Source organism: Porticoccaceae bacterium LTM1, assembly GCA_030252795.1.
Taxonomy (GTDB): Bacteria; Pseudomonadota; Gammaproteobacteria; order Pseudomonadales; family Porticoccaceae; genus SCSIO-12696.
Map to the genome: position 1 here is coordinate 16475 of CP127080.1, position 22699 is coordinate 39173.

General features: G+C 51.7%; 22 protein-coding genes. 16 read left to right on the forward strand and 6 right to left on the reverse strand.

From position 1 onward, the window contains the following. Window positions 1-17: 17 nt before the first annotated feature. On the reverse strand, window positions 18-974 hold the full coding sequence (gene glyQ / locus QP938_00080) for a glycine--tRNA ligase subunit alpha (protein ID WIO74335.1): 957 nt from the start codon (window positions 972-974) through the stop codon (window positions 18-20). Window positions 975-1106: 132 nt separating this feature from the next. Here glyQ and QP938_00085 point away from each other — a divergent pair, with 132 nt between their 5' ends. From QP938_00085 to QP938_00095, 3 genes are all read left to right on the forward strand, one after another. Continuing rightward, window positions 1107-2000 (forward strand): lysophospholipid acyltransferase family protein, encoded by an 894-nt coding sequence (locus QP938_00085; GenBank protein ID WIO74336.1) that lies wholly within the window; start codon window positions 1107-1109, stop codon window positions 1998-2000. Between the two features lie 36 nt (window positions 2001-2036). Next, window positions 2037-2684, forward strand: coding sequence for a DUF2959 domain-containing protein (locus QP938_00090; protein WIO74337.1), 648 nt, complete (start codon window positions 2037-2039; stop codon window positions 2682-2684). Between the two features lie 88 nt (window positions 2685-2772). Further along, entirely contained in the window at window positions 2773-3660 is an 888-nt protein-coding gene (locus QP938_00095) for an MBL fold metallo-hydrolase (protein WIO74338.1), read from the forward strand. An 87-nt stretch (window positions 3661-3747) separates the two neighbouring features. Here QP938_00095 and QP938_00100 read toward each other — a convergent pair whose 3' ends face one another. Next, window positions 3748-4569 (reverse strand): mechanosensitive ion channel, encoded by an 822-nt coding sequence (locus QP938_00100; GenBank protein WIO74339.1) that lies wholly within the window; start codon window positions 4567-4569, stop codon window positions 3748-3750. Window positions 4570-4696: 127 nt separating this feature from the next. Here QP938_00100 and QP938_00105 point away from each other — a divergent pair, with 127 nt between their 5' ends. Then, on the forward strand, window positions 4697-5170 hold the full coding sequence (locus tag QP938_00105) for an NYN domain-containing protein (protein ID WIO74340.1): 474 nt from the start codon (window positions 4697-4699) through the stop codon (window positions 5168-5170). Beyond that, the gene (locus QP938_00110; protein ID WIO74341.1) at window positions 5167-5568 is read left to right on the forward strand and encodes a GFA family protein; all 402 of its coding nucleotides are present in this window, start codon (window positions 5167-5169) and stop codon (window positions 5566-5568) included. Before QP938_00105 ends, QP938_00110 begins: the two co-directional genes overlap by 4 nt. Window positions 5569-5630: 62 nt before the next feature. On the opposite strand, the gene QP938_00115 is transcribed toward QP938_00110, so the two are convergent. Beyond that, on the reverse strand, window positions 5631-6059 hold the full coding sequence (locus tag QP938_00115) for an Lrp/AsnC family transcriptional regulator (GenBank protein WIO74342.1): 429 nt from the start codon (window positions 6057-6059) through the stop codon (window positions 5631-5633). A 169-nt stretch (window positions 6060-6228) separates the two neighbouring features. On the opposite strand from QP938_00115, the gene QP938_00120 reads away from it, so the two are divergent. From QP938_00120 to QP938_00145, 6 genes are all read left to right on the forward strand, one after another. Beyond that, entirely contained in the window at window positions 6229-7746 is a 1518-nt protein-coding gene (locus QP938_00120) for an aldehyde dehydrogenase family protein (protein WIO74343.1), read from the forward strand. Between the two features lie 139 nt (window positions 7747-7885). Then, window positions 7886-10108, forward strand: a complete 2223-nt coding sequence (locus tag QP938_00125) for a thiamine pyrophosphate-dependent enzyme (protein ID WIO74344.1) — start codon at window positions 7886-7888, stop codon at window positions 10106-10108. Window positions 10109-10230: 122 nt separating this feature from the next. Further along, on the forward strand, window positions 10231-11274 hold the full coding sequence (locus QP938_00130) for an ACP S-malonyltransferase (GenBank protein ID WIO74345.1): 1044 nt from the start codon (window positions 10231-10233) through the stop codon (window positions 11272-11274). A gap of 381 nt (window positions 11275-11655) precedes the next feature. Next, window positions 11656-12051, forward strand: a complete 396-nt coding sequence (locus QP938_00135; GenBank protein ID WIO74346.1) for a hypothetical protein — start codon at window positions 11656-11658, stop codon at window positions 12049-12051. Window positions 12052-12244: 193 nt separating this feature from the next. After that, a complete protein-coding gene (locus QP938_00140; GenBank protein ID WIO74347.1) occupies window positions 12245-12877 on the forward strand; it encodes a LysE family translocator in 633 nt (210 codons plus the stop codon). 42 nt (window positions 12878-12919) lie between these two features. Next, window positions 12920-14338, forward strand: coding sequence for an energy transducer TonB (locus QP938_00145; GenBank protein ID WIO74348.1), 1419 nt, complete (start codon window positions 12920-12922; stop codon window positions 14336-14338). Between the two features lie 46 nt (window positions 14339-14384). Here QP938_00145 and QP938_00150 read toward each other — a convergent pair whose 3' ends face one another. From QP938_00150 to QP938_00160, 3 genes are read right to left on the reverse strand one after another with little or no spacing between them, the layout of a single operon-like run. Next, window positions 14385-14780 carry an acyl-CoA thioesterase gene (locus QP938_00150; protein ID WIO74349.1) on the reverse strand — a complete coding sequence of 132 codons (396 nt, stop codon included), beginning with the start codon at window positions 14778-14780 and terminating at the stop codon, window positions 14385-14387. A 24-nt stretch (window positions 14781-14804) separates the two neighbouring features. Continuing rightward, a complete protein-coding gene (locus QP938_00155; protein ID WIO74350.1) occupies window positions 14805-16193 on the reverse strand; it encodes a TRAP transporter large permease subunit in 1389 nt (462 codons plus the stop codon). Next, window positions 16193-16744: a TRAP transporter small permease subunit gene (locus tag QP938_00160; protein ID WIO74351.1), complete on the reverse strand. Its 552-nt coding sequence runs from the start codon at window positions 16742-16744 to the stop codon at window positions 16193-16195. The genes QP938_00155 and QP938_00160 overlap by 1 nt, the downstream gene beginning before the upstream one ends. 174 nt (window positions 16745-16918) lie before the next feature. Here QP938_00160 and QP938_00165 point away from each other — a divergent pair, with 174 nt between their 5' ends. From QP938_00165 to phoU, 5 genes are all read left to right on the forward strand, one after another. Next, on the forward strand, window positions 16919-17962 hold the full coding sequence (locus QP938_00165) for a PstS family phosphate ABC transporter substrate-binding protein (GenBank protein ID WIO75675.1): 1044 nt from the start codon (window positions 16919-16921) through the stop codon (window positions 17960-17962). Between the two features lie 229 nt (window positions 17963-18191). Further along, complete coding sequence (pstC, locus tag QP938_00170; protein ID WIO74352.1) at window positions 18192-19556, forward strand: phosphate ABC transporter permease subunit PstC; 1365 nt, start codon at window positions 18192-18194, stop codon at window positions 19554-19556. After that, window positions 19549-20853: a phosphate ABC transporter permease PstA gene (gene pstA, locus QP938_00175; protein WIO74353.1), complete on the forward strand. Its 1305-nt coding sequence runs from the start codon at window positions 19549-19551 to the stop codon at window positions 20851-20853. The genes pstC and pstA overlap by 8 nt, the downstream gene beginning before the upstream one ends. Window positions 20854-21023: 170 nt before the next feature. Beyond that, window positions 21024-21770 carry a phosphate ABC transporter ATP-binding protein PstB gene (pstB, locus tag QP938_00180; GenBank protein ID WIO75676.1) on the forward strand — a complete coding sequence of 249 codons (747 nt, stop codon included), beginning with the start codon at window positions 21024-21026 and terminating at the stop codon, window positions 21768-21770. 12 nt (window positions 21771-21782) lie between these two features. Next, on the forward strand, window positions 21783-22484 hold the full coding sequence (gene phoU, locus QP938_00185) for a phosphate signaling complex protein PhoU (protein ID WIO74354.1): 702 nt from the start codon (window positions 21783-21785) through the stop codon (window positions 22482-22484). Window positions 22485-22699: the final 215 nt, after the last annotated feature.

Sequence of the window (22699 nt, forward strand, 5' to 3'; positions counted from 1 at the left end):
GACCTCTTTATTTGCGCTCATTGCTGCTTCTCCCCAGACTCGGCAGGTTTGTTGGCAGCGATGACTTCGTCCGCCAGAGCTTTTGGCGCCAATGGAAAGCCCAGCGCCATACGTTTGTTGAAGTAACTGGTAGCGGCCTCGCGGGACAGGGTGCGCACACGCAGAATGTAGCCCTGGCGCTCGGTCACCGAAATGGCGTGGCGAGCGTCGAGCAAGTTAAAGATATGCGAGGCCTTCATCACCATCTCGTAGGCTGGCAGTGGCAGGTCGGCGGCTACCAGCTTGGCGCTCTCTTTTTCGTAGTGGTCGAACTGCTGGAACAGGAAGTCCACGTCGGCTTGCTCAAAGTTGTAAGTGGACATCTCCACTTCGTTCTGGTGGAAGATATCACCGTAGGTCACCGGTGTACCGTCCGGTCCATGGGTCCAGATCAGGTCGTAGATGCTGTCCACACCCTGCAGGTACATGGCGATGCGCTCAAGACCGTAGGTGATTTCGCCGGTTACCGGATAGCACTCAAGGCCGCCGGCTTGCTGGAAGTAAGTAAACTGGGTCACTTCCATGCCGTTGAGCCAGACTTCCCAGCCTAGACCCCAGGCACCGAGAGTGGGGGATTCCCAGTTGTCTTCCACAAAACGGATATCGTGAACCTCGGGGTCGACACCCATCGCTTTCAGGGAGCCGAGGTACAGTTCCTGAATGTTGGCTGGTGACGGCTTCATTACTACCTGAAACTGATAGTAGTGCTGCAGGCGGTTGGGGTTTTCCCCGTAGCGACCATCGGTAGGGCGGCGGCAGGGTTGAACGTATGCGGCGTTCCAGGATTCTGGACCGACAGCGCGCAAAAAGGTGGCGGGGTGAAAGGTGCCGGCACCCACTTCCATATCCAGTGGCTGCATAATGACGCAGCCTTGCTCGCTCCAGTAGTTTTGAAGGGCGCTGATCAGGCCCTGGAAGGTCTTGGTATTTGCCACGGGTTCAACCTTAAAGTTACCAATACGTAAGAAACCGGCCATTATACGGGGCGCAAGTGTCGGAAGTAAGTGATTCCTTGGGCATAATGGCCAATTCCGGTAAGCTTCCGGCCAAAATCACCAATTACTTTATTGATTACTAGAGTTTGCATGAAAACAAAACTGGCGTTGGCACTGTTTCGCTGGGTTGGCCGCTGGCCTTTGGGTGTTACCCGCACCGTTGGTTCCGGTCTTGGTCGCCTGATGTGGTGGTGCCAGATTCGTGAAGCCAAAACTACCCGAATCAATATTGAGCACTGCTTTCCGGAACTGTCCGCAGCGGAGCAAAAAGACCTCGCTCGGCGCAGTGTGATTGAACTCGGTAAAGCCTTCTTTGAAGTACCGATGACGATGCAGCGCTCTGCCGAGTGGGTGCATGGCAAAGTGCTGAAGGTACACAATCAGGAGTTGCTGGATCAGGCGCTGGCAGATGAGCGCGGAGTGGTGCTGGTGATTCCGCATCTCGGCAACTGGGAAGTGATTGGAATGGAAGTGGGTCGCCAGACCAAAATGACATCACTATACGAACCTTCCCGCTACCCGGAGATGGATGACATTGTTAAAGAGTCGCGCAGCAAGCTTGGTGCAGATTTGGTACCCACTGACAAGCGCGGCGTCATGGCGCTGATCAAAGCGTTGCGCGCCGGTGGAACTGCGGCGATCTTGCCAGACCAGGAACCAGCGCTGGACAGTGGCGAGTTCGCGCCGTTTTTTGGCATGTCGGCACTGACCATGACTCTGCTCAGTAAACTGTTGCAGCGCTCCGGCGCCCAGGCACTGCTCAATTATGTGGTACGAGTGCCTGGCGGCTTTGAGGTGTTTTACCAAAAACCGGATCAGGCCATTTACGATGCGGATGTCTCAGTCTCACTGGCAGCGCTGAATGGGGATATCGAGAAAATCGTCCGTACCGCACCAGCCCAGTACCAGTGGGAGTACAAACGTTTCAAACGCCGCCCCCAGGGAATGGAGAGGATCTACCCGTAGGGTGCGCCATGCGCACCGCGAGTTGAGGAGCCAACAATGTTGAAGGTAAAACACATTGCACTGATCACTATCTGTGCGCTGTTCGCCGGTTGTGAAACCGCCTACTACAACGCCTGGGAAAAGGTCGGCGTTCATAAGCGCGATATTCTGGTGGATCGAATAGAGGATACCCAGGAGGCTCAGGAAGATACCCAGGAGCAGTTCAAAGATGCGCTGGAGCAGTACCGTGCTGTAGTTAACTTTGACGGTGGCAACCTGGAGCGACTTTACAACAAACTGAATGCAGAGTTTGAAGACAGTGAAGAGGCGGCAGGGGAAATTGCCGAGCGCATAGCTGCGGTGGAGGATGTTGCCGAGGATCTGTTTGATGAGTGGCGAGAGGAGCTGAAGCTCTACAAAAATGAACGTCTGCGCCGCGACAGTGAGCGCAAGCTAAATGCCACCAAAACCCAGTATCGAGAGTTGTTGGCCAGCATGCGCAGGGCAGAGAAAAGTGTTCACCCGGTACTGGATACCCTGCGCGACCAGACGCTTTATTTGAAACACAACCTCAATGCGCGAGCGATAGACAGCCTGAAGGGTGAGCTGACCCGCATCGATGCCGACGTCAATCGCTTGATCGCAGAAATGCAGCGTTCCATTGACGAGGCCAACCGGTTTATCAACAAAATCAAAGAAGGGTGAATTCGACCTGGATCACCGTTTCCACATTAATGGATCTACTACACTGAGCACACCTGAAAACAACTCTTGAGACTAAAAGGGAAGGATCATGAATACACGGGTTTGGGCTTTATCACTGCTGTTATCAGGTTCGGCGTTCGCCGACCATCACGACCAGTTTGCTGACGTCACCATTGAAACCATTCCGGTGGCAGAAGGGATTTACATGATGACCGGCTCCGGGGGAAATCTCGGGGTATCCATTGGTGAGGATGGCACTTTTCTGATCGATGACCAGTTTGCGCCACTGACCGAAAAAATCATGGCGGCGATACACCAGGCTGGCGGTGAAACGCCGCGATTCCTGCTCAACACTCACTGGCACGGCGACCACACTGGCGGGAATGAACACTTTGGCAATGCCGGCGCGATCATTGTCGCTCATGACAATGTCCGCGAGCGGTTGACCAAAGAGCAGTTTGTTAAGGCCTTCAACATGAAGTCAGATCCTCAGCCCAAGGCGGCCCTGCCGGTGATCACTTTTGCCGAGTCGATGACCCTGCACTGGAATAACGATGAACTTAGCCTGCAGCATCAGGCGAATGCCCATACCGATGGTGATGCCTGGGTGCATTTCCAAAAGGCCAATGTGATTCATGCAGGTGATATCTACTTTGCTGGTATGTACCCGTTTATTGATCCTGACAGTGGCGGCTCCATCAAAGGCATGATCGAAGCTGTGGGCGAACTGCTGGCAGTGGCAGACGACGAAACAAAAATCATTCCCGGCCACGGCCCGCTCTCAAACAAACTGTCTTTGAGCAACTACCGGGAGATGCTCAAGCTCGCCTACCAGCGCATCAAAAAAATGAAAGACGACGGCTTGTCACAAGAGCAAGTAGTTGCTGCCAAGCCCACCGCTGATCTGGATGAGGAGTGGGGCAATGGTTTTCTAAAACCTGATCAATGGGTCGGGATCGTTTATCAGGGGATTTAATTGACGGGAGATGGGAGAAGAGATGTGAGACGGAGGAAAACACCGGCACACTAACCATCTCCCATCTCCCATCTCTCATCTCTCGCCCTACACCTCCCGCTTAATATGCACATCCCGTTGCGGGAACGGAATGGTAATTCCTTCGCGATCAAAGGCCAGTTTCACAGCCTCCATAGTGCCAAAATAAACTTTCCAGTAATTCTCTGAAGCGCACCAGGGGCGCACCAGAATATTTATCGAGCTGTCGGCGTGGGCGCTGATAAAAATATCCGGCGTGGGTTCTGGCAAGACCTGGCTATCTGCCGATAGCACATCTGCGATTACCTGCTTGGCCTTGACTAGGTCATCCTCGTAGCTGATACCAAAAGTCATATCCACGCGACGGGTTGGCTCGCAGAAAATGTTCTTTAAGCATCCGTTGGAGAGATTTCCGTTGGGGATCACAATCTTCTCGTTGTCGCGAGTGAGCAGGATGGTGTTGAAGATCTGGATCTCCTGAACTACGCCGCGATAACCCTGGGCCTCAATCTCGTCACCAGCTTTGAATGGTTTGAACAGCAAAATCAGAACACCACCGGCAAAATTCGCCAGACTGCCTTGCAGTGCCAACCCTACAGCCAAACCTGCAGCACCCATGACCGCGATCAGCGAGGTCATTTCCACACCGACCATGGAGGCAAAAATCACCAGCAGAATCAGTTTGAGGGTGATGTTGATGATGCTGTGCAGGAATTTAACCAATGTGGGTTCGGCGTGACTTTTGGCCAACCCCTTGTCTACAACTTTAACGACACGTCCTACCAGCCACCAGCCAACCCAAAGCACGATCAAGGCGAGCAGGAACTTGGGAGCGTATTGCATCGCAAGTTCTGTCGCCGTTTCCAGATATTGCTCACTGTTTTCCATCATCTCGCTCCATTTTTCTAATTAGCCCTAATAACGTTTAGAAGAGAGATATCAGGGGCGTCAAATTAATAGTCCGCTGCCGTGATAGGATAATGGACAAGTTTCTTCTTATATTTGGTACCTCTGATTGATGAAAAAAGTCGCCATCTTTGTCGATGTTCAAAACATCTACTACACCACCCGCGAAGCCCATGGCCGCAATTTCGATTACAACCGCTTCTGGGCTCAGGCGACTGAAAACCGCGAAGTCGTTGCCGCCTATGCATACGCCATTGATCGCGGTGACGAGAAGCAGCGCCAGTTCCAGAATATCCTTCGCGCTATAGGCTTTGAAGTTAAGCTGAAGCCCTTTATTCAGCGGTCTGACGGCTCTGCCAAAGGTGACTGGGATGTGGGGATTACAATTGATGTAATGGAGCAGGCGGCTGATGTGGATACTGTGATTCTGGTGTCCGGTGATGGCGACTTTGCCATATTGATGGATAAAGTCGGGCAGGGTATGGGTAAGCAGACCGAGGTGTACGGCGTACCGGCGTTAACCGCTGATGCGCTGATCAATTCTTCCGGAAAGTTTGTGCCCATTGAAGGAGAGCTGCTGCTATGAGCGAGCAAATGATTACCAGTTCAGGAGGCTGCCACTGTGGAGCGGTTCAGTTTGAGGTGCAGACGCCGGACTCTGTTGTGGTTCACGAATGTAATTGCTCTATGTGCCAGATGGTCGGGTTTCAGCACCTGATTGTCCCCAAGTCCAGATTTAAACTGCTGCAAGGTGAAGCGGATATCACCACCTACACCTTCAATACGGGTGTAGCCAAGCACACCTTTTGCAAACATTGCGGGGTAAAGCCGTTTTATATTCCCCGCTCCAACCCGGATGGTTTCAGCATCAATCTGCGATGTCTGGACCAGAGTGGTTTTCAGAAAATTACGCTTGAGCCTTTTGACGGCCAGAACTGGGAGCAATCGGCGGGCGAGTTGGCGCACTTGTCCAAAGAATCCTGACGTTGCGCACGAAGCCCCACTGTGCAGCATGTAGAGCGTGCCGTGCGCACCACTAAAAAGGATCAACGAACAAACTTGGTTTCCAGAATGACCGAGGAGTTAGTGCGTACAATTCCATCAAGATCACCGATACGGTCGATCACCTGACTCAGCTCCTCAGCTGACTCGGCTCGCACTACGGCGATCATGTCGTACTCTCCGCTGATGGAGTAGAGTGCACTGACCTGGGTAATTTTGTTCAGGGCAACATAGGTAGCACCAGTCAGTTTCTGCTGTACCTGCATCATCACATGGGCCTTAAGCAGGCGCTTTTCGAATTCCTCATTGAATTCGATGGTGTAACCTTTAATGATGTTGTTATCTTCAAGTCGCTTGAGACGGTTTTGAATGGTCGAGCGACTGATATCCAGCTTGCGCGCCAGATCCGAGGTAGACATACGGGCATTAACCCGCAGCAACGACAACAGTTTACGATCCGTATTATCAATCATATTGATGATTCTTTATGTTAATTTGATTAAATCGATGGTGAATTTGTAAATTTTAGCGCTTTATTTTGACGTTGCAAATGGCGACCCTATTAGGCTGTTAGATAATCTACGCAACGCGGGCTCAACCTGAGTCGAATCCACGCAGAATAGAAGACATAGAGAGAGAAGTATGAGCGTTCAAAACCAACTGAACAGTGCCCTGGAAGCGATGGGCATCAATGCCGCTGCAATCAGCGGCGGCGATCTGGATGTATTTTCCCCCACCGACGGCTCCAAGCTGGGCAGTGTTAAACAGGACAACGCCTCAGAAGTTGACGCCAAAATCGCCAGCGCAACCGCAGCGTTCAAAGAGTGGCGCAAGGTTCCGGCTCCGCGTCGCGGTGAGTTGATTCGCCTGTTCGGTGAAGAGCTGCGCACTCACAAAGAAGCGCTCGGCTCTTTGGTGACTCTGGAGTGTGGCAAGATTTATCAGGAAGGTCTGGGTGAAGTCCAGGAGATGATCGACATCTGTGACTTCGCTGTCGGCCTGTCCCGCCAGCTGTACGGCCTGACCATCGCCTCCGAGCGCCCGGGCCATAAAATGAGTGAGTACTGGCACCCGATCGGCCCAGTGGGCATTATCTCCGCCTTTAACTTCCCGGTAGCGGTTTGGGCCTGGAACACCGCGTTGGCACTGGTGTGTGGCGACAGCGTAATCTGGAAACCGTCCGAGAAAACCCCGATCACCGCCATCGCTTGTCAGCAACTGCTGGCTCGCGCTATCGACAAATTTGGCAAAGACGCGCCGCAAGGCCTATCTGAACTGATCATCGGGCACGCCGACATCGGTGAACAGCTGGTAGACGACAAGCGCGTTCCGGTTATCTCTGCTACCGGTTCCTGCGCCATGGGCCGCAAAGTGGGCCCACGTGTTGCACAGCGTTTCGGTCGTTCCATTCTGGAGCTGGGCGGCAACAACGCCATTATCGTTGCACCGAGTGCCGACCTGGATATGGCCGTTCGCGCCATTCTGTTTGGTGCCGTGGGTACCTGTGGCCAGCGCTGCACCTCTACCCGTCGCATCTTTGTACACGATGACATTTACGACACCCTCGTTCCAGCCCTGAAAACCGCTTACGGCAAAATCTCCCTGGGTGACCCGATGGATGCTAAAACCCTGGTTGGTCCGCTGATCGACGAGCAGTCGTTCAACAACATGGAAGCGGCTATCGAGCTGGCCAAGCAGAACGGCGGCGATGTTATCGGTGGTGGTCGCGCCCTGGCCGACCAGTACCCGAAGGCTTACTACGTGAATCCAGCCATCGTTGAGATGAAAGGCGACATGAACAACGTGAAGGAAGAGACCTTCGCGCCAATCCTGTACGTATTCCGCTACAGCGATCTGGAAGATGCCATCGAGCGTCAGAATGACGTACCGCAAGGCCTGTCCTCTGCGATCTTCACCCTGAATGTTCAGGAAGCCGAAACCTTCGTTACTTCCGTTGGTTCTGACTGCGGTATCGCCAACGTCAACATCGGCACCAGCGGTGCGGAAATTGGTGGCGCGTTCGGCGGTGAGAAAGAGACTGGTGGCGGTCGTGAGTCCGGCTCCGATGCCTGGAAGGCGTACATGCGTCGCCAGACCAGCACCGTGAACTACTCCAAAGAGCTGCCGTTGGCCCAGGGTATTGAGTTCAACCTGGACTGATTTGAGGCATGAGACGGGGAGGGAACACAGCCTCTCCGTCATTCCCGCGTAGGCGGGGATCCAGGGTTAGAACTCCATATCCAAATGGATTCCCGCTTGCGCGGGAATGACGATATTTTTGAGTCTCGAATTAAAATAAATGAAAAACCGCGCTGAAATTGTTCACGAGAATTTCCTTAATCGGGTCATGGCCAATGACCTGCCACAACCCACCGTCAATCTGACTCCCGCCGATGTAGGCCTCGCCGATCACGAGGTGGTGGATCTTTTTGAAAGCCAGGCGATGAGCCGACTGCTGGATATTGCCTCGCGCCGATTGCGCGCTCGCGGCGAGACTTACTACACCATTGGCAGTTCCGGTCACGAGGGTAATGCCGCATTTGGCAAGGTGTTCAATGCCACCGATATGGCGTTCCTGCACTATCGCAGTGGTGCCCTGTTGATTCAGCGCATGAAGCAGTTGCCGGGGGAGACCCCGCTGTACGATATGTTGCTTTCCTTTATGGCGTCCAGTGAAGACCCGGTGTCCGGCGGTCGTCACAAGGTGCTGGGCAGCAAGACAACCTTGGTGCCGCCACAGACCAGTACCATTGCCTCGCACCTGCCCAAGGCGATGGGTGCAGGTCACGCCATTGGCCTTGGCAAACATTTGAAAAATCCCGACGCGGTGATGCCGGGCAATGCCGTGGCGATCTGTAATTTCGGCGATGCTTCCGCCAACCACTCCACCACTCAAGGGGCAATCAACACCGCCGCCTGGACCAGTTACCAGGGCGCACAAATGCCGGTGGTGTTTATCTGCGAAGACAACGGCATCGGCATCTCCACCTCGACGCCGAGCGGCTGGACCCGCGCTAACTTTGAACACCGCGCCGGTCTCAAGTACATCTACTGCGACGGTCTCAACCTTCTGGATGCAATGCGCGGTGCCCGCGAGGCTGAAGCTTTTGCCCGGAAGAATCGCCAGCCGGTGTTCCTGCATATGCGCACAGTGCGCCTGATGGGCCATGCCGGTTCCGATGTGGAGACCAGCTACCGCACACTCAAAGAGGTAGAGGCGACTGAAGCCCAGGATCCGCTGCTGCATACTGCGCGCATTCTGATCGATAACGATATTCTCAGCCCGCAGCAGATTTGCGACATCTATCGTGCAGTAGAAGAGCGCATCGAGCGGGTGGCCGAGCAGGCTATTGCCCGCCCGAAGCTGACCACCAACACTGATGTGATGGCGTCGGTTGTGCCGCCGCACTCCGGCAAGCAGATGCCGGCGATTAAGGACGAAGAAGCGCGCTTGGCAATGTTTGGCAAAGAACAGCGCCTGCTGAATCAGCCTCACCATATGGCGCGCCTGATCAACTTCACCCTCGCCGACCTGATGTTGCAGTACCCACAGATTGTGATGTGCGGTGAAGATGTCGGGAAAAAGGGCGGTGTGTACGGTGTAACCGTCGGCCTGCAGGACAAATTCAGCCGCGCCCGCGTTACCGACACTCTACTCGATGAGCAGAGTATTCTCGGCCTCGCTATCGGCATGGCACAGAACGGCTTTATCGCGATGCCGGAGATCCAGTTTCTGGCCTACGTGCACAACGCCGAAGACCAGATCCGCGGCGAAGCGGCGACCCTGTCGTTCTTCTCCAACGGCCAGTTCACCAACCCGATGGTGATTCGTATAGCCGGCCTTGCTTACCAGAAAGGTTTTGGCGGCCACTTCCACAACGACAACTCACTGGCGGTGTTTCGCGATATTCCCGGCGTAGTGATCGCAGTGCCCTCAAACGGTCGTGATGCCAGCAAAATGCTGCGCACCTGCGTGAAGCTGGCTCACGAAGAGCAAAGGGTGGTGGTGTTTATCGAGCCCATCGCGCTCTACATGACCCGCGACTTGCACGAAGAGGGCGATAACCTGTGGACCTCGGTGTACGAGCCGCCCGGTGTAAACGAGATGGAACTCGGTGATATAGGCATCAGCGGTGAGGGCGATGATCTCTGCATTGTCACCTACGGCAACGGCCATTACCTGAGCTTGCAGGCGGCTAAGCAACTGGAAGAAAACCACGGTATCCACTGCAAGGTGGTCGATATCCGCTGGCTGGCTCCACTCAACGAGCAGGCCATTCTCGACGCTGCTACAAATGCCAAACATGTGTTGATCGTCGATGAGTGCCGCCGCACAGGTTCACAGAGTGAGGCGCTGACTACCCTGTTCTACGAACAGGACAGCAAAGTGGCCAGCGGCCAAAAACCGGTTGGCCGAATCACCGCCGATGACTCCTTTATCCCACTGGCCGACGCCGCCAATCTGGTGCTGCCGAGCGTGGAAGGTATTGTCGAAAGCGCCTTGAAACTGGTGAAGAAATAGCCGTTGTCATCCTGAGCGCAGCGAAGGATCTCCATAACTTTCGACTGAGAGATCCTTCGCTGCACTCAGGATGACAGTTAAAAAATATGTGGATAGCTCCAAATAGAAAGCGGACAACCAAAATGACCAAACAACGCGCCATCGTTATCTGCCCGGGCCGTGGCACTTATAACAAAGAGGAACTGGGTTACCTCAAGCGCCACCACAGCGATAAAATCGACTTTATTGCCATGGTTGACGAATACCGCCGCAGTCACAACCAGACACCGGTTTCCGAGCTGGATGGCAGCGAGACCTTTCGCACCGCCACCATGACCAACAGCGAAAACGCATCGCCACTGATTTACAGCTGTGCGCTGGCGGATTTCCAGGCTATTGATCGCGACAAGTACGACATCGTCGCGGTTACCGGCAACTCCATGGGCTGGTATCTGGCGCTTGCCTGTGCCGGAGCGGTTTCTCTGGAAGGTGGAATCGAGATCGTCAACACCATGGGTACCCTAATGCAGAAAGAGGGCGTAGGTGGTCAGGTGATCTACCCGCTGGTGGATGAAAACTGGCACTACAGCCAGGATCTGCAAGACAAGCTGGACGCAACCCTAGTGGCGGCCGACAAAGAGCCGGGCGTGGAAGTGTACGACTCCATCTACCTGGGCGGTATGCGGGTGTTGGCGGCCAATAAACCCGGCATCAAATTCCTGTTGGAAAACTTGCCGCCGGTGCAGGAGCGCTACCCGATGCAGCTCTATAACCACTCAGCTTTCCACAGTCCGTTGCTGGCACAGGTTCCGGCTATGGCACATGGTGTGCTGTCACGTTCGTTATTCAGTGCGCCGACCATTCCCATGGTGGATGGCCGCGGCCATATCTGGCAGCCCTGGGCTACCGGGCTGGATGCCCTGTATGACTACACCTTTGGTCATCAGGTCGCCGAGACTTACGATTTCTCAACTGCCATAGAAGTAGCGATCAAGGAGTTCGCACCGGACAAATTGATAGTGCTAGGTCCCGGAACCACGCTGGGAGCACCGGTCGCGCAGCAGATGATTCGCCAGAACTGGCGAGGAACAGAGAGCAAAAAGACATTTGTTGATCAACAGAAAGCAGATCCACTGGTGTTGGCATTGGGAATAGAATCCCAGCGAGAATTAGCTGTTAAAAAGTAACTGACAGGCCATGGCGTGAAAGGTCGCAACAAAATGGTCACAAAACAGTAGCAAAAACACCGGGTAGTTGATTGCCTTCTGGTGCCGAATAGATTAAAAAAGATGACCCCTTTTTCAGGGGGTAGGTAAATTAAAACTAGAACATTATTAAAACTAGATAGTTATTAAAACATAGCCGTTAGGTACGAATACCTGAGAGTTAAGGCTAGATTGAAATTGCTGGTACTGAATAAAAGAGTGTTAATCACCATATCCAGTACCGTAGATGCAAACCGGATGGGAGCAATCAAGACTATTAATTTCTCAATGGCGGGGATCAAATCCCGTGCCTGGTATTTCCTGGAGCCTTAACGGTAAGCGGTTAGCTATACCGGGGGTTACATGAACTCAGTCATTAAACTGTCCTTTGGACAAGTTTTATTATTAGGCAAAAGCCTGGCTGAAGTTGTGATCGACGAGGGCGTCGAAGTCAATAAACGGATGATTCACAATCTTCATTTAGCGCTAGCCACTCATTTGAAAGCACCTTTTCGTGTTCTTCTCAACAAAGAAAACTCCTATTCATTCAGCTATGAGGCACAGCGGGCATTTGGGAATATGTCACAGTTTCAAAGTATTGCCATGCTTGCAAAAACCAGCTCGGGTGAATTATCAGCAAAAGTGAAATCGCAGGTCAGTGAAAGTTGTGCGGAGTTCGGCATTTTCAAATCCAGGAGTTTAGCGTTGAATTGGCTTCAGCGAGATTATCCCTATACGGGAACTGCTATCGCCAGCTAAAGATGCAATAAAGCCGTGGGGCGGATCGTAATTTCAAAATAAATATAACTAAGCGATCCCGTCACAATAAAAAGCGGTTAAGGGAGTGGGTGATGGAGGCCGATAGGCCTCCAGAGTCCACCGCGACAATCTACAAAACTCCTCAATCGACCCAACTTCCGTTATTCTTGAGTTTTTCCTGAAGGAATCAAGAATGGATTTGAGTAACTTGCCGATTTTTATTCTCTCTTCGTTGGTGCTGATCATGGCGCCGGGACCGGATGTTGTATTCCTGGTTGCCCAGAGTGTACGTCATGGTCGATTGGCAGGTTTGGCAACAGCGCTGGGACTGGCTTTGGGAAACCTGGTGCATACTCTCGCGGCGGCACTGGGTGTGTCGATTATTTTTCAGACATCTGCATTGGCTTTTATGGCGCTCAAAATAATCGGCGCACTCTATCTTCTTTTTCTGGCGTACAAAATCTTTCGGCCTGCATCACAAACAGACAGCGAAGAAATCCAGACCACCCAAATCTCAAGCCGGGGACTGCTTGTTCGTGGGCTGTTGATGAATATCTTCAATCCCAAGGTGGCACTGTTTTTCCTGGCATTTTTGCCTCAGTTTGTTATCTCCCAAGACGGCCCGGTCTGGATTCAAATGGGGTTGTTGGGGGTTGTCTTTACTTTGTTGGTGGTGCTGGTTTTTGGTGGTATCGGAATGCTGGCCGGCACCTTCAGTCAGGCCCTGAAGACAAAACGCTTTGCAAAAGCTGGACAGTGGGCGAATCGCGCCGTGGGATTGGTATTTGTCGGACTGGCAGTCCGGTTGCTGATGGTGGAGCAATAAAGGTCAAATCGTTAAAAAATAATAAGAGCTAAGGAAAGTAATATGCTAAATCGAGTTGTTCAATTATTTTTAATATGTTGTTTTTCATTTGTGGCCCACGGAGTTGAGCTAAAAGATGAAAATGGGAGGTATCGGCATGATGACCCTGAAGTTAGAGCGGAGCTTTTGAGTATTGCTCAAACATACGAAGTAAACATGAAAGCAGATAAGGCCTTAGTGCTTTATAAGTTCTTGTCAGAGAATTGGCAGAAGGAAGGATTGGAGCATTCTTTAAAAGCCGCTTGCCAGAGAATGTTTAATATTTATCTAAGGCAAGACCGTATTGGGAATTATTGGGATGAAATCCAAAGCTGCCCGCAAGATGTAAAGAAAGACATTTTTTTGAATTTTGCCGAAAACAGATTCAAAGATGAAGAAGTATTACTAATCTATAAACATCTTACGGAGCAATGGGGTAATAACGTTCCTAATTTTTCTTCGGACCTATGTAGATCGATAGCAAAAACAAGGCTAATTAGTAAGGAGCCAGAACTCTACACAGATATTATTTCTGGGTGCAAGTTAGAAGATGTTGCAATAGGTGAGCAAAAGGCTATTGACTATCAATTAGGTATTTTAAAAATTAGAAATTACGACTCTAATAAAGTTGTCGAGAAAAAAGTTTTTGGGTTGTCTGACTTTATTGCTAAAGTTGAGAAGGTTAGCCTTCAGAAAAGCAAGCCTGATTTAAGTGCTCACTTGATAATGTCTTACCTGATAAATAATCAAGAAGGAAAAATAGCTGAGCTTGAGTGCTCACGAGAAGAGATGGTAAAAGGGTATCTCGGTTGGGCGCATTTTGCGGTATTGGAAGCTGAGAATTCTCGTGCCCTGCACCGCTATAGAACGCTTATAGATGATTGGAGTGAATCGCCAGATGATCAATTTCGAGCCTGCCAGCATGTCTATTGGTTGCTTAGCCCTCTGGGCGATATAAATAAACTTAAGAAAAACATGGAAGACTGCCCTGACATGGTTTATTCGGAAAAAATATTTGGTGAAGGGCAACCGCCTCTAATGGCAGGATTTATGGAGCTAACTTATGGTGCAGGGCAAGAGAATTCTGAGTACGCTCCAATTAAAAAGGTAAGGGCTCAGTATCCACAGTCTGCATTGAGTAGGGGTGAGGAGGGGTATGTAGTACTGAGGTTTACTATTGATCGCCAAGGACTAACCAAGGATTTTGAAGTGGTTGAGGCAAAATCATTCAAGCAAAGTAAAAAGGAGCCAAACTGGATAACGGAGTTTGAAGAAAATGGATTCCGTTATATTGGTCGTACAGGTAGAGACTCAAAAATATTTAATAAAGCGGCCATAAGCGCGGCAAAACAGATGCGATACATCCCTCGATATGTGAATGGAGAGCCGGTAGAAGTCCCAGGTGTGCTTCATAAATTTACGTTTACCATGAGCAGAGACTAATTAATTATGCTAGATGCACCAGCAGAGTTGGTGCATCAAGCATTTCTTAATTCTCAGGCACCACCCTGGTTTTCCCTTCATCATTAATAGCAACAAAAATAAACTCGCCTTCCGTCACTTTAAACGGCTGATCCGATTCCTGCTCGGTGCACCAGACATCCACCAGAAAACGCATAGAGGTGCGACCCACTTCTTCCAGCTCTGTATAACAGCTGACAGTTGAGCCCACCGGTACCGGTTTCAGGAAGGCCATATTACTTATGGCGACTGTCGCCACACGCCCTTTGGCAATGCGGCGAGCATGAATGCTGGCGGCAAGGTCCATTTGTGACAGTACCCAGCCACCAAAAATATCGCCGTTAGGGTTTGTGTCAGCGGGCATGGCAATGGTTTGCAAGCTCAGTACGCCGGTAGGCGTTGGATCTGTATTTCGGTTGCTCATAGATAATATCCAATAGCTAGATTATTAATGCCCCAAGAGCTGGTCGGGCAGCCAAGTGGCCATTTCTGGCCAGAGCGCCAACATGCCAAGCAAAAGCAATTGAACTATGACAAAGGGTATCACGCCTTTGTAGATGTCGCCGGTTTTCACCGTAGCCGGAGCTACACCTCGCAGGTAAAACAACGCGAAGCCAAATGGTGGAGTCAGGAATGACGTTTGTAAATTGATCGCGATCATGATTCCGAGCCATACCGGGTCAAGACCCATGGCGAGTAGTACCGGCGCGACAATCGGCACCACCACAAAAGTGATTTCGATAAAGTCGAGAATAAACCCGAGCAGAAAGATGATCACCATCACCAGCAGAGTGGCGGCAAAGACTCCGCCGGGCAGGTTCTCAAAAATCTCCGCGACCATTTCCTCACCGCCAAAGCCGCGAAAGACCAATGAAAAGATGGCGGCGCCAATCAGGATCAAAAACACCATGGCGGTGGTATCGGTGGTGTTTCGCATCACTTCGCGCAGTCGGGTCAGGTTGAGCTGACGTCGTAACAGGGCCAGTACGGTAGCGCCCACAGCGCCAACCCCCGCCGCCTCAGTGGGGGTGGCGATTCCATAGAGAATAGAGCCGAGCACCAGCACAATCAAAGCAACAGGTGGCAGTAAGCTCTTCAGCAGTTGTCCACCGGTAATGCCATTTTCGCTGTCTGCAAGCTGCGGGGCTTTATTTGGCCTCACTTTGGCAATAAACAGCAGGTAGACGATATAAAGGACTACCAGAGCCATACCGGGAATGATGGCACCAATAAACAGATCGCCAATGGATACTGTATCCGGGGTAAAGATGCCCATGCTGAGCTGGGCTTGCTGGTAGGCGCTGGTGAGGATATCACCCAGCAATACCAGGGCGATGGAGGGCGGAATAATTTGTCCTAAGGTGCCCGTTGCACAGATGGTGCCGGCGGCAAGCGCCGGGCAGTAACCACGCTTTATCATGGTGGGTAGTGACATCAGTCCCATGGTGACCACAGTGGCGCCGACAATACCGGTGCTGGCCGCCAACAGCATGCCGACTACAATAACGGCAATGCCCAGGCCGCCCGGCAGCTTGCCAAACAGTCGAGACATACTATCCAACAGGTCTTCAGCCAGCTTGGCCTTCTCCAGCATCACGCCCATCAGGATAAACAGCGGCACGGCGATTAGGGTCTGGTTGGAGATGGTGCCAAACAGTCGGTTGGGCAGTGCTTCCAGAAACGCCATATCAAAGTGGCCAAAGGCAGCACCTACGCCGGCAAAAATCAGTGCAGTGCCACCCAGTGTCAACGCCACTGGATAGCCCAGCATCAACAGCCCGCAGACCGCAACAAACATCAGCAGGGGGATATACTCGGCAAAGGTAAGCTCAACCATTACAGTGCCCCCTCATGCCCGGACTCGTGATGACCGCCAAGGCCCAGAAAGAACAGTGTATTGCTGATAATGTCGGCAACCCCTTGCAGGGCCAGGGTTACAGGCATGATCAGAAGAAGTGTTTTCAGCAAATAAATGAACGGCAATCCGCCGGGCTCAGTAGAGACTTCCATTACACTCCAACTGGCCAGCACGTAGTCAAGGCTGAGCCAGAAGATCAAGGCGCACACTGGCAGCAGGAACAATAACCCGCCAAGTGCGTCCACCAGTGCTTGATGTTTGCCACTCATTTGGCGATAGAAGATATCGACCCGGACATGACCAGCGCGTTTGAGGGTAAACGCAGCGCCCAGCATAAACACGATACCGTGCAGGTAGGTGATACTCTCCTGTAGGGCGATGGAGTTAACCTCCAATACATAGCGCATCACCACGACAGTAGTGGTAAGTAGTGCCATGGCCAGTGTGAGCCAGGAAATTGCCCTGCCACAGCGTTCAGTAAATGAGTCGATCCCGCGGGCAAGGCGGTCGGCGGAGGTGGCAACAGTCATAAACAGTCATAGTTATTGGTTATAAAGGGGCGGATCATAGCATGACCTATGGAGACCACCTGCCTGTAATGAACTTGTCACAATCCATTCATATTATTGTCACCCTCGAAATCTAGCATTCCGCTCGAAGTAATTCATAACTACTCCAATGGAGAGACTATCGTGAAAAAGAGCATGAAACTGACACTTGCCGGCTTGGTTGCTGCTGCAACTCTGGCCAGCGTAAATGCTGTAGCCGCTTCTCGTGACTACATCAGCATCGTAGGTTCTTCTACTGTATACCCGTTCGCTACCGTAGTAGCTGAGCGTTTCGGTAAAGCCACCAAATTCGCTACCCCGAAAATCGAATCTACAGGTTCCGGTGGTGGTATGAAGCTGTTCTGTGCTGGCCTGGGTACCGAGCATCCAGACATCACCAACGCTTCACGTCGCATGAAAGCGAAAGAGTTCGAAATGTGCAAAAAGAACGGTGTTACCAACATCGTTGAAGTACTGATCGGTTACGACGGTATCGTTCTGGCCAACTCCAAAAAGTCCAAGACATTTGAGCTGTCTCGCAAGGACATCTACCTGGCGCTGGCTAAAGACGTTCCGAATCCGGATGGATCTGAAACTCTGGTAGCCAACCCATACAAAACCTGGAAAGAAGTAAACCCGGCTCTGCCGAACGTTAAAATCGAGGTTCTGGGTCCTCCTCCGTCTTCTGGTACTCGCGACGCCTTCGCCGAACTGGCTCTGGAAGGTGGCGCCAAGACTTTCTCCTGGATCAAAGACATGAAGAAAGTTGACAAGAAGAAGTACAAAGCGATCGCTCACACCATTCGTGAAGACGGTGCGTACATCGAAGCTGGCGAAAACGACAACCTGATCGTACAAAAGCTAGAAGCTAACCCGAACGCTCTGGGTGTATTCGGTTTCTCCTTCCTGGACCAGAACAGCGACAAGGTTCATGGCTCTATCATTGAAGGCAACGCCCCGACTTTCGACTCCATCGCCGACAAGTCTTACCCGGTTTCCCGTCCGCTGTACTTCTACGTGAAGAAAGACCACGTTGGTGTTATCCCGGGCATTGAGCAGTACCTGGCTGAATTCACCAGCGAGAAAGCCTGGGGCGAAGACGGCTACCTGGCGGAGAAAGGTATGATCCCGATGAACAGCTCTCTGCGTAAGCAAACTGCAGCTGATGTTCGCGGCATGAAAACTCTGAAGTCTCTGTAAGATTCTTCATCACAAGGCGCCTTGCGGAGGGCGCCTTGTAAGAAATGATCAATAAAAACTAATAACACACCGCAAAGAACTTGGCTCAGTGGGAATCTCACTGGGCCCTTTGTTTTATCGGTTATATGGTAAATGCCAGAGAATTTTGTACTGCTGTCTTAATGTCGACACAACCAGCCGACTATGATTGAGATCGCAGTCCCAAGTTTTTTGAAGGAACAGGCCTGAAATGCAAACAGCTAACTTGTTATTTTTGCTGCTAATTATGGCAGCAGTTGCCTACTACATGGGCCGGGGGCGTTCATACGCCATTGCTCGACCTATGGGTGGTATTCGTTACCTCAACTCACTACCGTTCTATTACGGAACCCAAACCGCAATCTGGTGTGCGGTACCCTCATTGATCCTGATGGGGGTCTGGTTGATGTTCGATGCCCCGATTATTGAGCATGTGGTACTGACCGGCCTGCCAGAGGCGTTGCAGCCGCATACTACCGCTGACCACAACCTGATGCTCAGCCGTATCAATAACATTGCCAGTGGAGCCCTGTCTTCTGCAGGTGAAGTGCCGGAAATTATCGCCGCTGCCGAGCGCCTTTCGAAATTGCGCAATACAGCGAGCTGGGTGATGACGGGGGCGGTGTTGTCGCTGGCAATCCTGGGTGGTTTCTGGGGTTGGGCCAAAGTCAGTGCCCAGTTCAAGGCGCGTAATCAGGTTGAAAAGGTGTTCAGTGCATCCCTGATGTTCTGCGCCATGATCGCCATCTTTACTACAGTGGGCATTGTGTTCTCAGTGTTGTTCGAAACCATTCACTTTATCAGTTTTGATGATGTTGAACTGCTCGACTTCCTATTTGGTTCTACCTGGAGCCCCCAGAGTGGTAAATACGGAGCTCTGCCACTCTTTGTCGGCACCCTGTTGATTTCATTTATTGCCATGCTGGTGGCAGTGCCAGTGGGGCTGATGTCAGCTATCTACCTGGCCGAGTATGCCCATCCCAAGCTTCGCAGCTTTATCAAGCCGACCCTGGAAATCCTTGCCGGTATCCCGACCGTTGTGTACGGCTTCTTTGCCGCACTGACTGTGGCCCCGTTCATTCGCGGTCTCGGTGAATCCATGGGTTTGAATGTGGCGTCAGAAAGTGCTCTTGCTGCTGGTGTGGTGATGGGGGTGATGATTATCCCATTTGTTTCATCTCTGTCCGATGATGTGATTCGTGCCGTCCCACAAGCGATGCGCGATGGATCGCTGGGTCTTGGCGCCACCAAGTCGGAAACTATCAAGCGAGTGATTTTCCCTGCCGCATTGCCCGGTATTGTTGGCGGAATTTTGTTGGCAGTTTCCCGCGCGATTGGCGAAACCATGATCGTGGTGATGGCCGCAGGCCTGGCCGCCAATATGACCGCAAACCCGTTGGAAGCGGTAACCACAGTAACGGTTCAAATTGTTCTGGCCCTGGTTGGTGACCAGGAGTTTAACAGTCCACAGACACTGGTGGCTTTTGCCCTCGGTCTGGTGCTGTTTGTGATTACCCTTGGACTGAACATGTTTGCCCAAAGAACGGTTAAGAAATACAGAGAGCAATATGACTGATCAGATGAAAAATTCAGCTGCGACCAGCAATATCGAGAAGGTCAATCGCACACTGGCTCGGCGCTACCGCTCCGAAAAAATGTTCAAGACTTTTGGTATTGCCTCTATTGCACTTGGTCTGTTGGCGGTAGTGGTACTGTTTACCGATATTATCAGCAAGGGTAGTGGCGCCTTTCGTCTCGCCAGCATTCAGTTGGAAGTACAGTACGACAAGGATGTATTGGGCCTGTACAGTACCGACGATGTGCTGGATAGCGAAAAACTGGCGCTGGCCAACTTTGACGGTGTGGTTAAAGATGCCCTGAAAAACCGCTTTCCAGAGGTTACCGGTCGAACCGCCAAGCGCCAGCTGTACTCAATGGCGAGTGTGGATTCCTCGTTTGTTTTGATGCGTCGTCTCGCCGACAATCCCAAACTGCTGGGAAAGAGTGAGACCATCTGGCTGTTGGCGGATGATGATGTAGACACTTACTACAAAAGTCTCGATGGCACACCGTTCACTGGAAAACTGTCTGAAAACCAGCAAGCCTGGGTTCAGGAACTGATAAAAGACGGTGATATCAAGCTGGAGTTCAACAGCAACTTCTTCAGCAATGGTAACTCCAGCGAGCCGGAATTGGCAGGTATCAAGGGTGCAGCACTGGGTTCGTTTTTTACCCTGTTGATTACCTTGGCATTGTCCTTCCCGATTGGTGTAGCAGCGGCGATTTACCTGGAAGAGTTCGCTCCCAAGAACAAGTTGACCGACTTTATCGAGGTAAACATCAACAACCTCGCAGCGGTACCATCGATTATCTTTGGTCTGTTGGGTTTGGCGATCTTTATCGGCTTCTTTGGTGTACCTCGCTCCACAGCAATTGTTGGTGGTCTGGTACTGACCTTGATGACCCTGCCGACCATCATTATTTCCAGCCGTGCGGCGATTAAGGCTGTTCCACCTTCTATTCGCGAAGCGGCAATTGGTATGGGTGCCTCGCCAATGCAGGTGGTGATGCATCACGTACTGCCGCTGGCACTGCCGGGCATGCTCACCGGTTCTATTATCGGTATGGCCCAGGCGCTGGGTGAAACTGCTCCGCTGCTGCTGATTGGCATGGTGGCATTCGTGGTGGATATTCCAGGTAGCTTAACCGACCCGGCTACCGTGCTTCCGGTACAGATCTACCTCTGGGCTGACATGCCAGAGCGGGCATTTATTGAAAAGACCTCAGCCGCCATCATGGTGCTGCTGGGCTTTCTGATTGTGATGAACACACTGGCTGTGGTACTGCGCAAACGCCTTGAGCGTCGCTGGTAAGCAATCATTCGTTTAGATAAGAGATATTCAGGTATAGTGCAATGAATACAGTAGCAACAGAACAGGCAGGCGACATGCTTCTCGATCGTTCCGGGTCTAAAGACGTGCTGAAGGGCCGTGAGGTTAAACACGGCGCCACAGTTGGCCAGGCGCTTGTTGATAACGCCAAGATGTCAGTACGCAACGCCAACGTGTTTTACGGCGAAAAGCAGGCCATTTTTGATGTAAACCTCGACATCGGCAAAAACGAAGTGATTGCCATGATCGGCCCATCCGGTTGTGGTAAATCCACATTCCTGCGCAGCTTGAACCGCATGAACGACACCGTAGAAAGCTGTCGTGTGTCTGGTGATTTGATGCTGGATGGCGAAAATATCTACGACAAGAAGATGGATGTGGTGGCACTGCGCGCCCGAATCGGTATGGTGTTCCAGAAGCCAAACCCGTTCCCGAAATCCATCTACGACAATGTTGCTTACGGACCACGTCTGCACGGTCTCGCCGACCGTCGTGCCGAACTGGACGAGATCGTTGAAACCAGCCTCAAGCGCGCATCTCTGTGGGATGAGGTTAAAGATCGACTGCATGCACCAGGCACAGGCCTGTCCGGTGGTCAGCAGCAGCGTCTGTGTATCGCCCGTGCCATTGCGGTAAGCCCGGAGGTAATCCTGATGGACGAACCCTGTTCAGCACTGGATCCGATTGCCACCGCACGCATTGAAGAGTTGATTGCCGAGCTGCGTGAAAACTACACCATCGCTATTGTGACCCACTCCATGCAGCAGGCCGCACGGGTTTCCCAGCGCACAGCCTACTTCCATCTGGGTCATCTGGTAGAAGTAAACAACACACAGAAAGTATTTACCGCTCCGGAGCATGAGCTGACCGAAGCATACATCACCGGTCGATTCGGTTAAGGGAGACAACCTATGGGTAATATGCATTTCGATACACACATCTCCCAGCAATTCAACGAAGAGCTGGAGAAGATCAAAACCCGCATGTTGGAAATGGGCGGGACAGTACAAAAGCAATTGGAAGACGCCGTTAGCGCTCTGGAAAATGCCGATTCGGAATTGGCTGAACACGTATTGAAGGTGGAAGAGCAGGTAGACGCTGCAGAAATCTCAATCGACGAAGCCTGTATTCTGCTGATCGCCCGTCGCCAGCCAGCCGCCAGTGATTTGCGCATGGTGATGGCAGTAAACAAAACCGTACGCGATCTGGAGCGTATCGGCGACGAAGCCAAGCGTATCGCCAAAATGGCAATAATGCTCAGTGAAGAGGGTTCTGCCCCACGCGGTTATGTGGAAATTCGCCACATCGCCAACGGCGTTCGCCATATGCTGGATCGTTCACTGGATGCCTTCGCACGCTACGATGTCGAATCTGCAGTAGCGACCCTGAAAGCAGATGAACAAGTGGATCTGGACTACAAAACATCACTTCGCGAATTGGTGACCTACATGATGGAAGATCCGCGCAGTATCGGTCGTGTGATGAGCATTATGTGGGCACTGCGCGCATTGGAGCGTGTTGGTGATCACTCCAAAAATATCTGCGAGCAAGTCGTATACCTGGTGAATGGTAAAGACATTCGCCACGGTCAACTGGATAAAATGGACGTTTGATAGTCAATTTACCAGGCATAAAAAAACCCGGCGAACGCCGGGTTTTTTGCTTTTAGAGGCTTTGTGTTATTTCAGCGACAGCGAAATTGCCTGGTTAGAGTGGCTCTATTATTGAGAGAGTAAAGTCATCAACTGTATTTTTTGTCGCTAAAAGTGCCGATCTTGCTCCTAATTTGAAGCTAAATCCGAGTGATGAGAGTTTTATGCCAGTAAGC

What these genes read in the sequence shown, in the direction of transcription:
- QP938_00120 (WIO74343.1), top strand. Translation starts at nt 6,229, where the DNA reads ATGAGCGTTCAAAACCAACTGAACAGTGCCCTGGAAGCGATGGGCATC.
- QP938_00115 (WIO74342.1), bottom strand. Translation starts at nt 6,059, where the DNA reads ATGATTGATAATACGGATCGTAAACTGTTGTCGTTGCTGCGGGTTAAT.
- QP938_00090 (WIO74337.1), top strand. Translation starts at nt 2,037, where the DNA reads ATGTTGAAGGTAAAACACATTGCACTGATCACTATCTGTGCGCTGTTC.
- phoU (WIO74354.1), top strand. Translation starts at nt 21,783, where the DNA reads ATGGGTAATATGCATTTCGATACACACATCTCCCAGCAATTCAACGAA.
- QP938_00125 (WIO74344.1), top strand. Translation starts at nt 7,886, where the DNA reads ATGAAAAACCGCGCTGAAATTGTTCACGAGAATTTCCTTAATCGGGTC.
- QP938_00160 (WIO74351.1), bottom strand. Translation starts at nt 16,744, where the DNA reads ATGACTGTTGCCACCTCCGCCGACCGCCTTGCCCGCGGGATCGACTCA.
- QP938_00095 (WIO74338.1), top strand. Translation starts at nt 2,773, where the DNA reads ATGAATACACGGGTTTGGGCTTTATCACTGCTGTTATCAGGTTCGGCG.
- QP938_00110 (WIO74341.1), top strand. Translation starts at nt 5,167, where the DNA reads ATGAGCGAGCAAATGATTACCAGTTCAGGAGGCTGCCACTGTGGAGCG.
- QP938_00165 (WIO75675.1), top strand. Translation starts at nt 16,919, where the DNA reads ATGAAACTGACACTTGCCGGCTTGGTTGCTGCTGCAACTCTGGCCAGC.
- QP938_00145 (WIO74348.1), top strand. Translation starts at nt 12,920, where the DNA reads ATGCTAAATCGAGTTGTTCAATTATTTTTAATATGTTGTTTTTCATTT.
- QP938_00105 (WIO74340.1), top strand. Translation starts at nt 4,697, where the DNA reads ATGAAAAAAGTCGCCATCTTTGTCGATGTTCAAAACATCTACTACACC.
- QP938_00135 (WIO74346.1), top strand. Translation starts at nt 11,656, where the DNA reads ATGAACTCAGTCATTAAACTGTCCTTTGGACAAGTTTTATTATTAGGC.
- pstC (WIO74352.1), top strand. Translation starts at nt 18,192, where the DNA reads ATGCAAACAGCTAACTTGTTATTTTTGCTGCTAATTATGGCAGCAGTT.
- QP938_00130 (WIO74345.1), top strand. Translation starts at nt 10,231, where the DNA reads ATGACCAAACAACGCGCCATCGTTATCTGCCCGGGCCGTGGCACTTAT.
- QP938_00150 (WIO74349.1), bottom strand. Translation starts at nt 14,780, where the DNA reads ATGAGCAACCGAAATACAGATCCAACGCCTACCGGCGTACTGAGCTTG.
- pstB (WIO75676.1), top strand. Translation starts at nt 21,024, where the DNA reads ATGTCAGTACGCAACGCCAACGTGTTTTACGGCGAAAAGCAGGCCATT.
- QP938_00155 (WIO74350.1), bottom strand. Translation starts at nt 16,193, where the DNA reads ATGGTTGAGCTTACCTTTGCCGAGTATATCCCCCTGCTGATGTTTGTT.
- QP938_00100 (WIO74339.1), bottom strand. Translation starts at nt 4,569, where the DNA reads ATGATGGAAAACAGTGAGCAATATCTGGAAACGGCGACAGAACTTGCG.
- QP938_00140 (WIO74347.1), top strand. Translation starts at nt 12,245, where the DNA reads ATGGATTTGAGTAACTTGCCGATTTTTATTCTCTCTTCGTTGGTGCTG.
- pstA (WIO74353.1), top strand. Translation starts at nt 19,549, where the DNA reads ATGACTGATCAGATGAAAAATTCAGCTGCGACCAGCAATATCGAGAAG.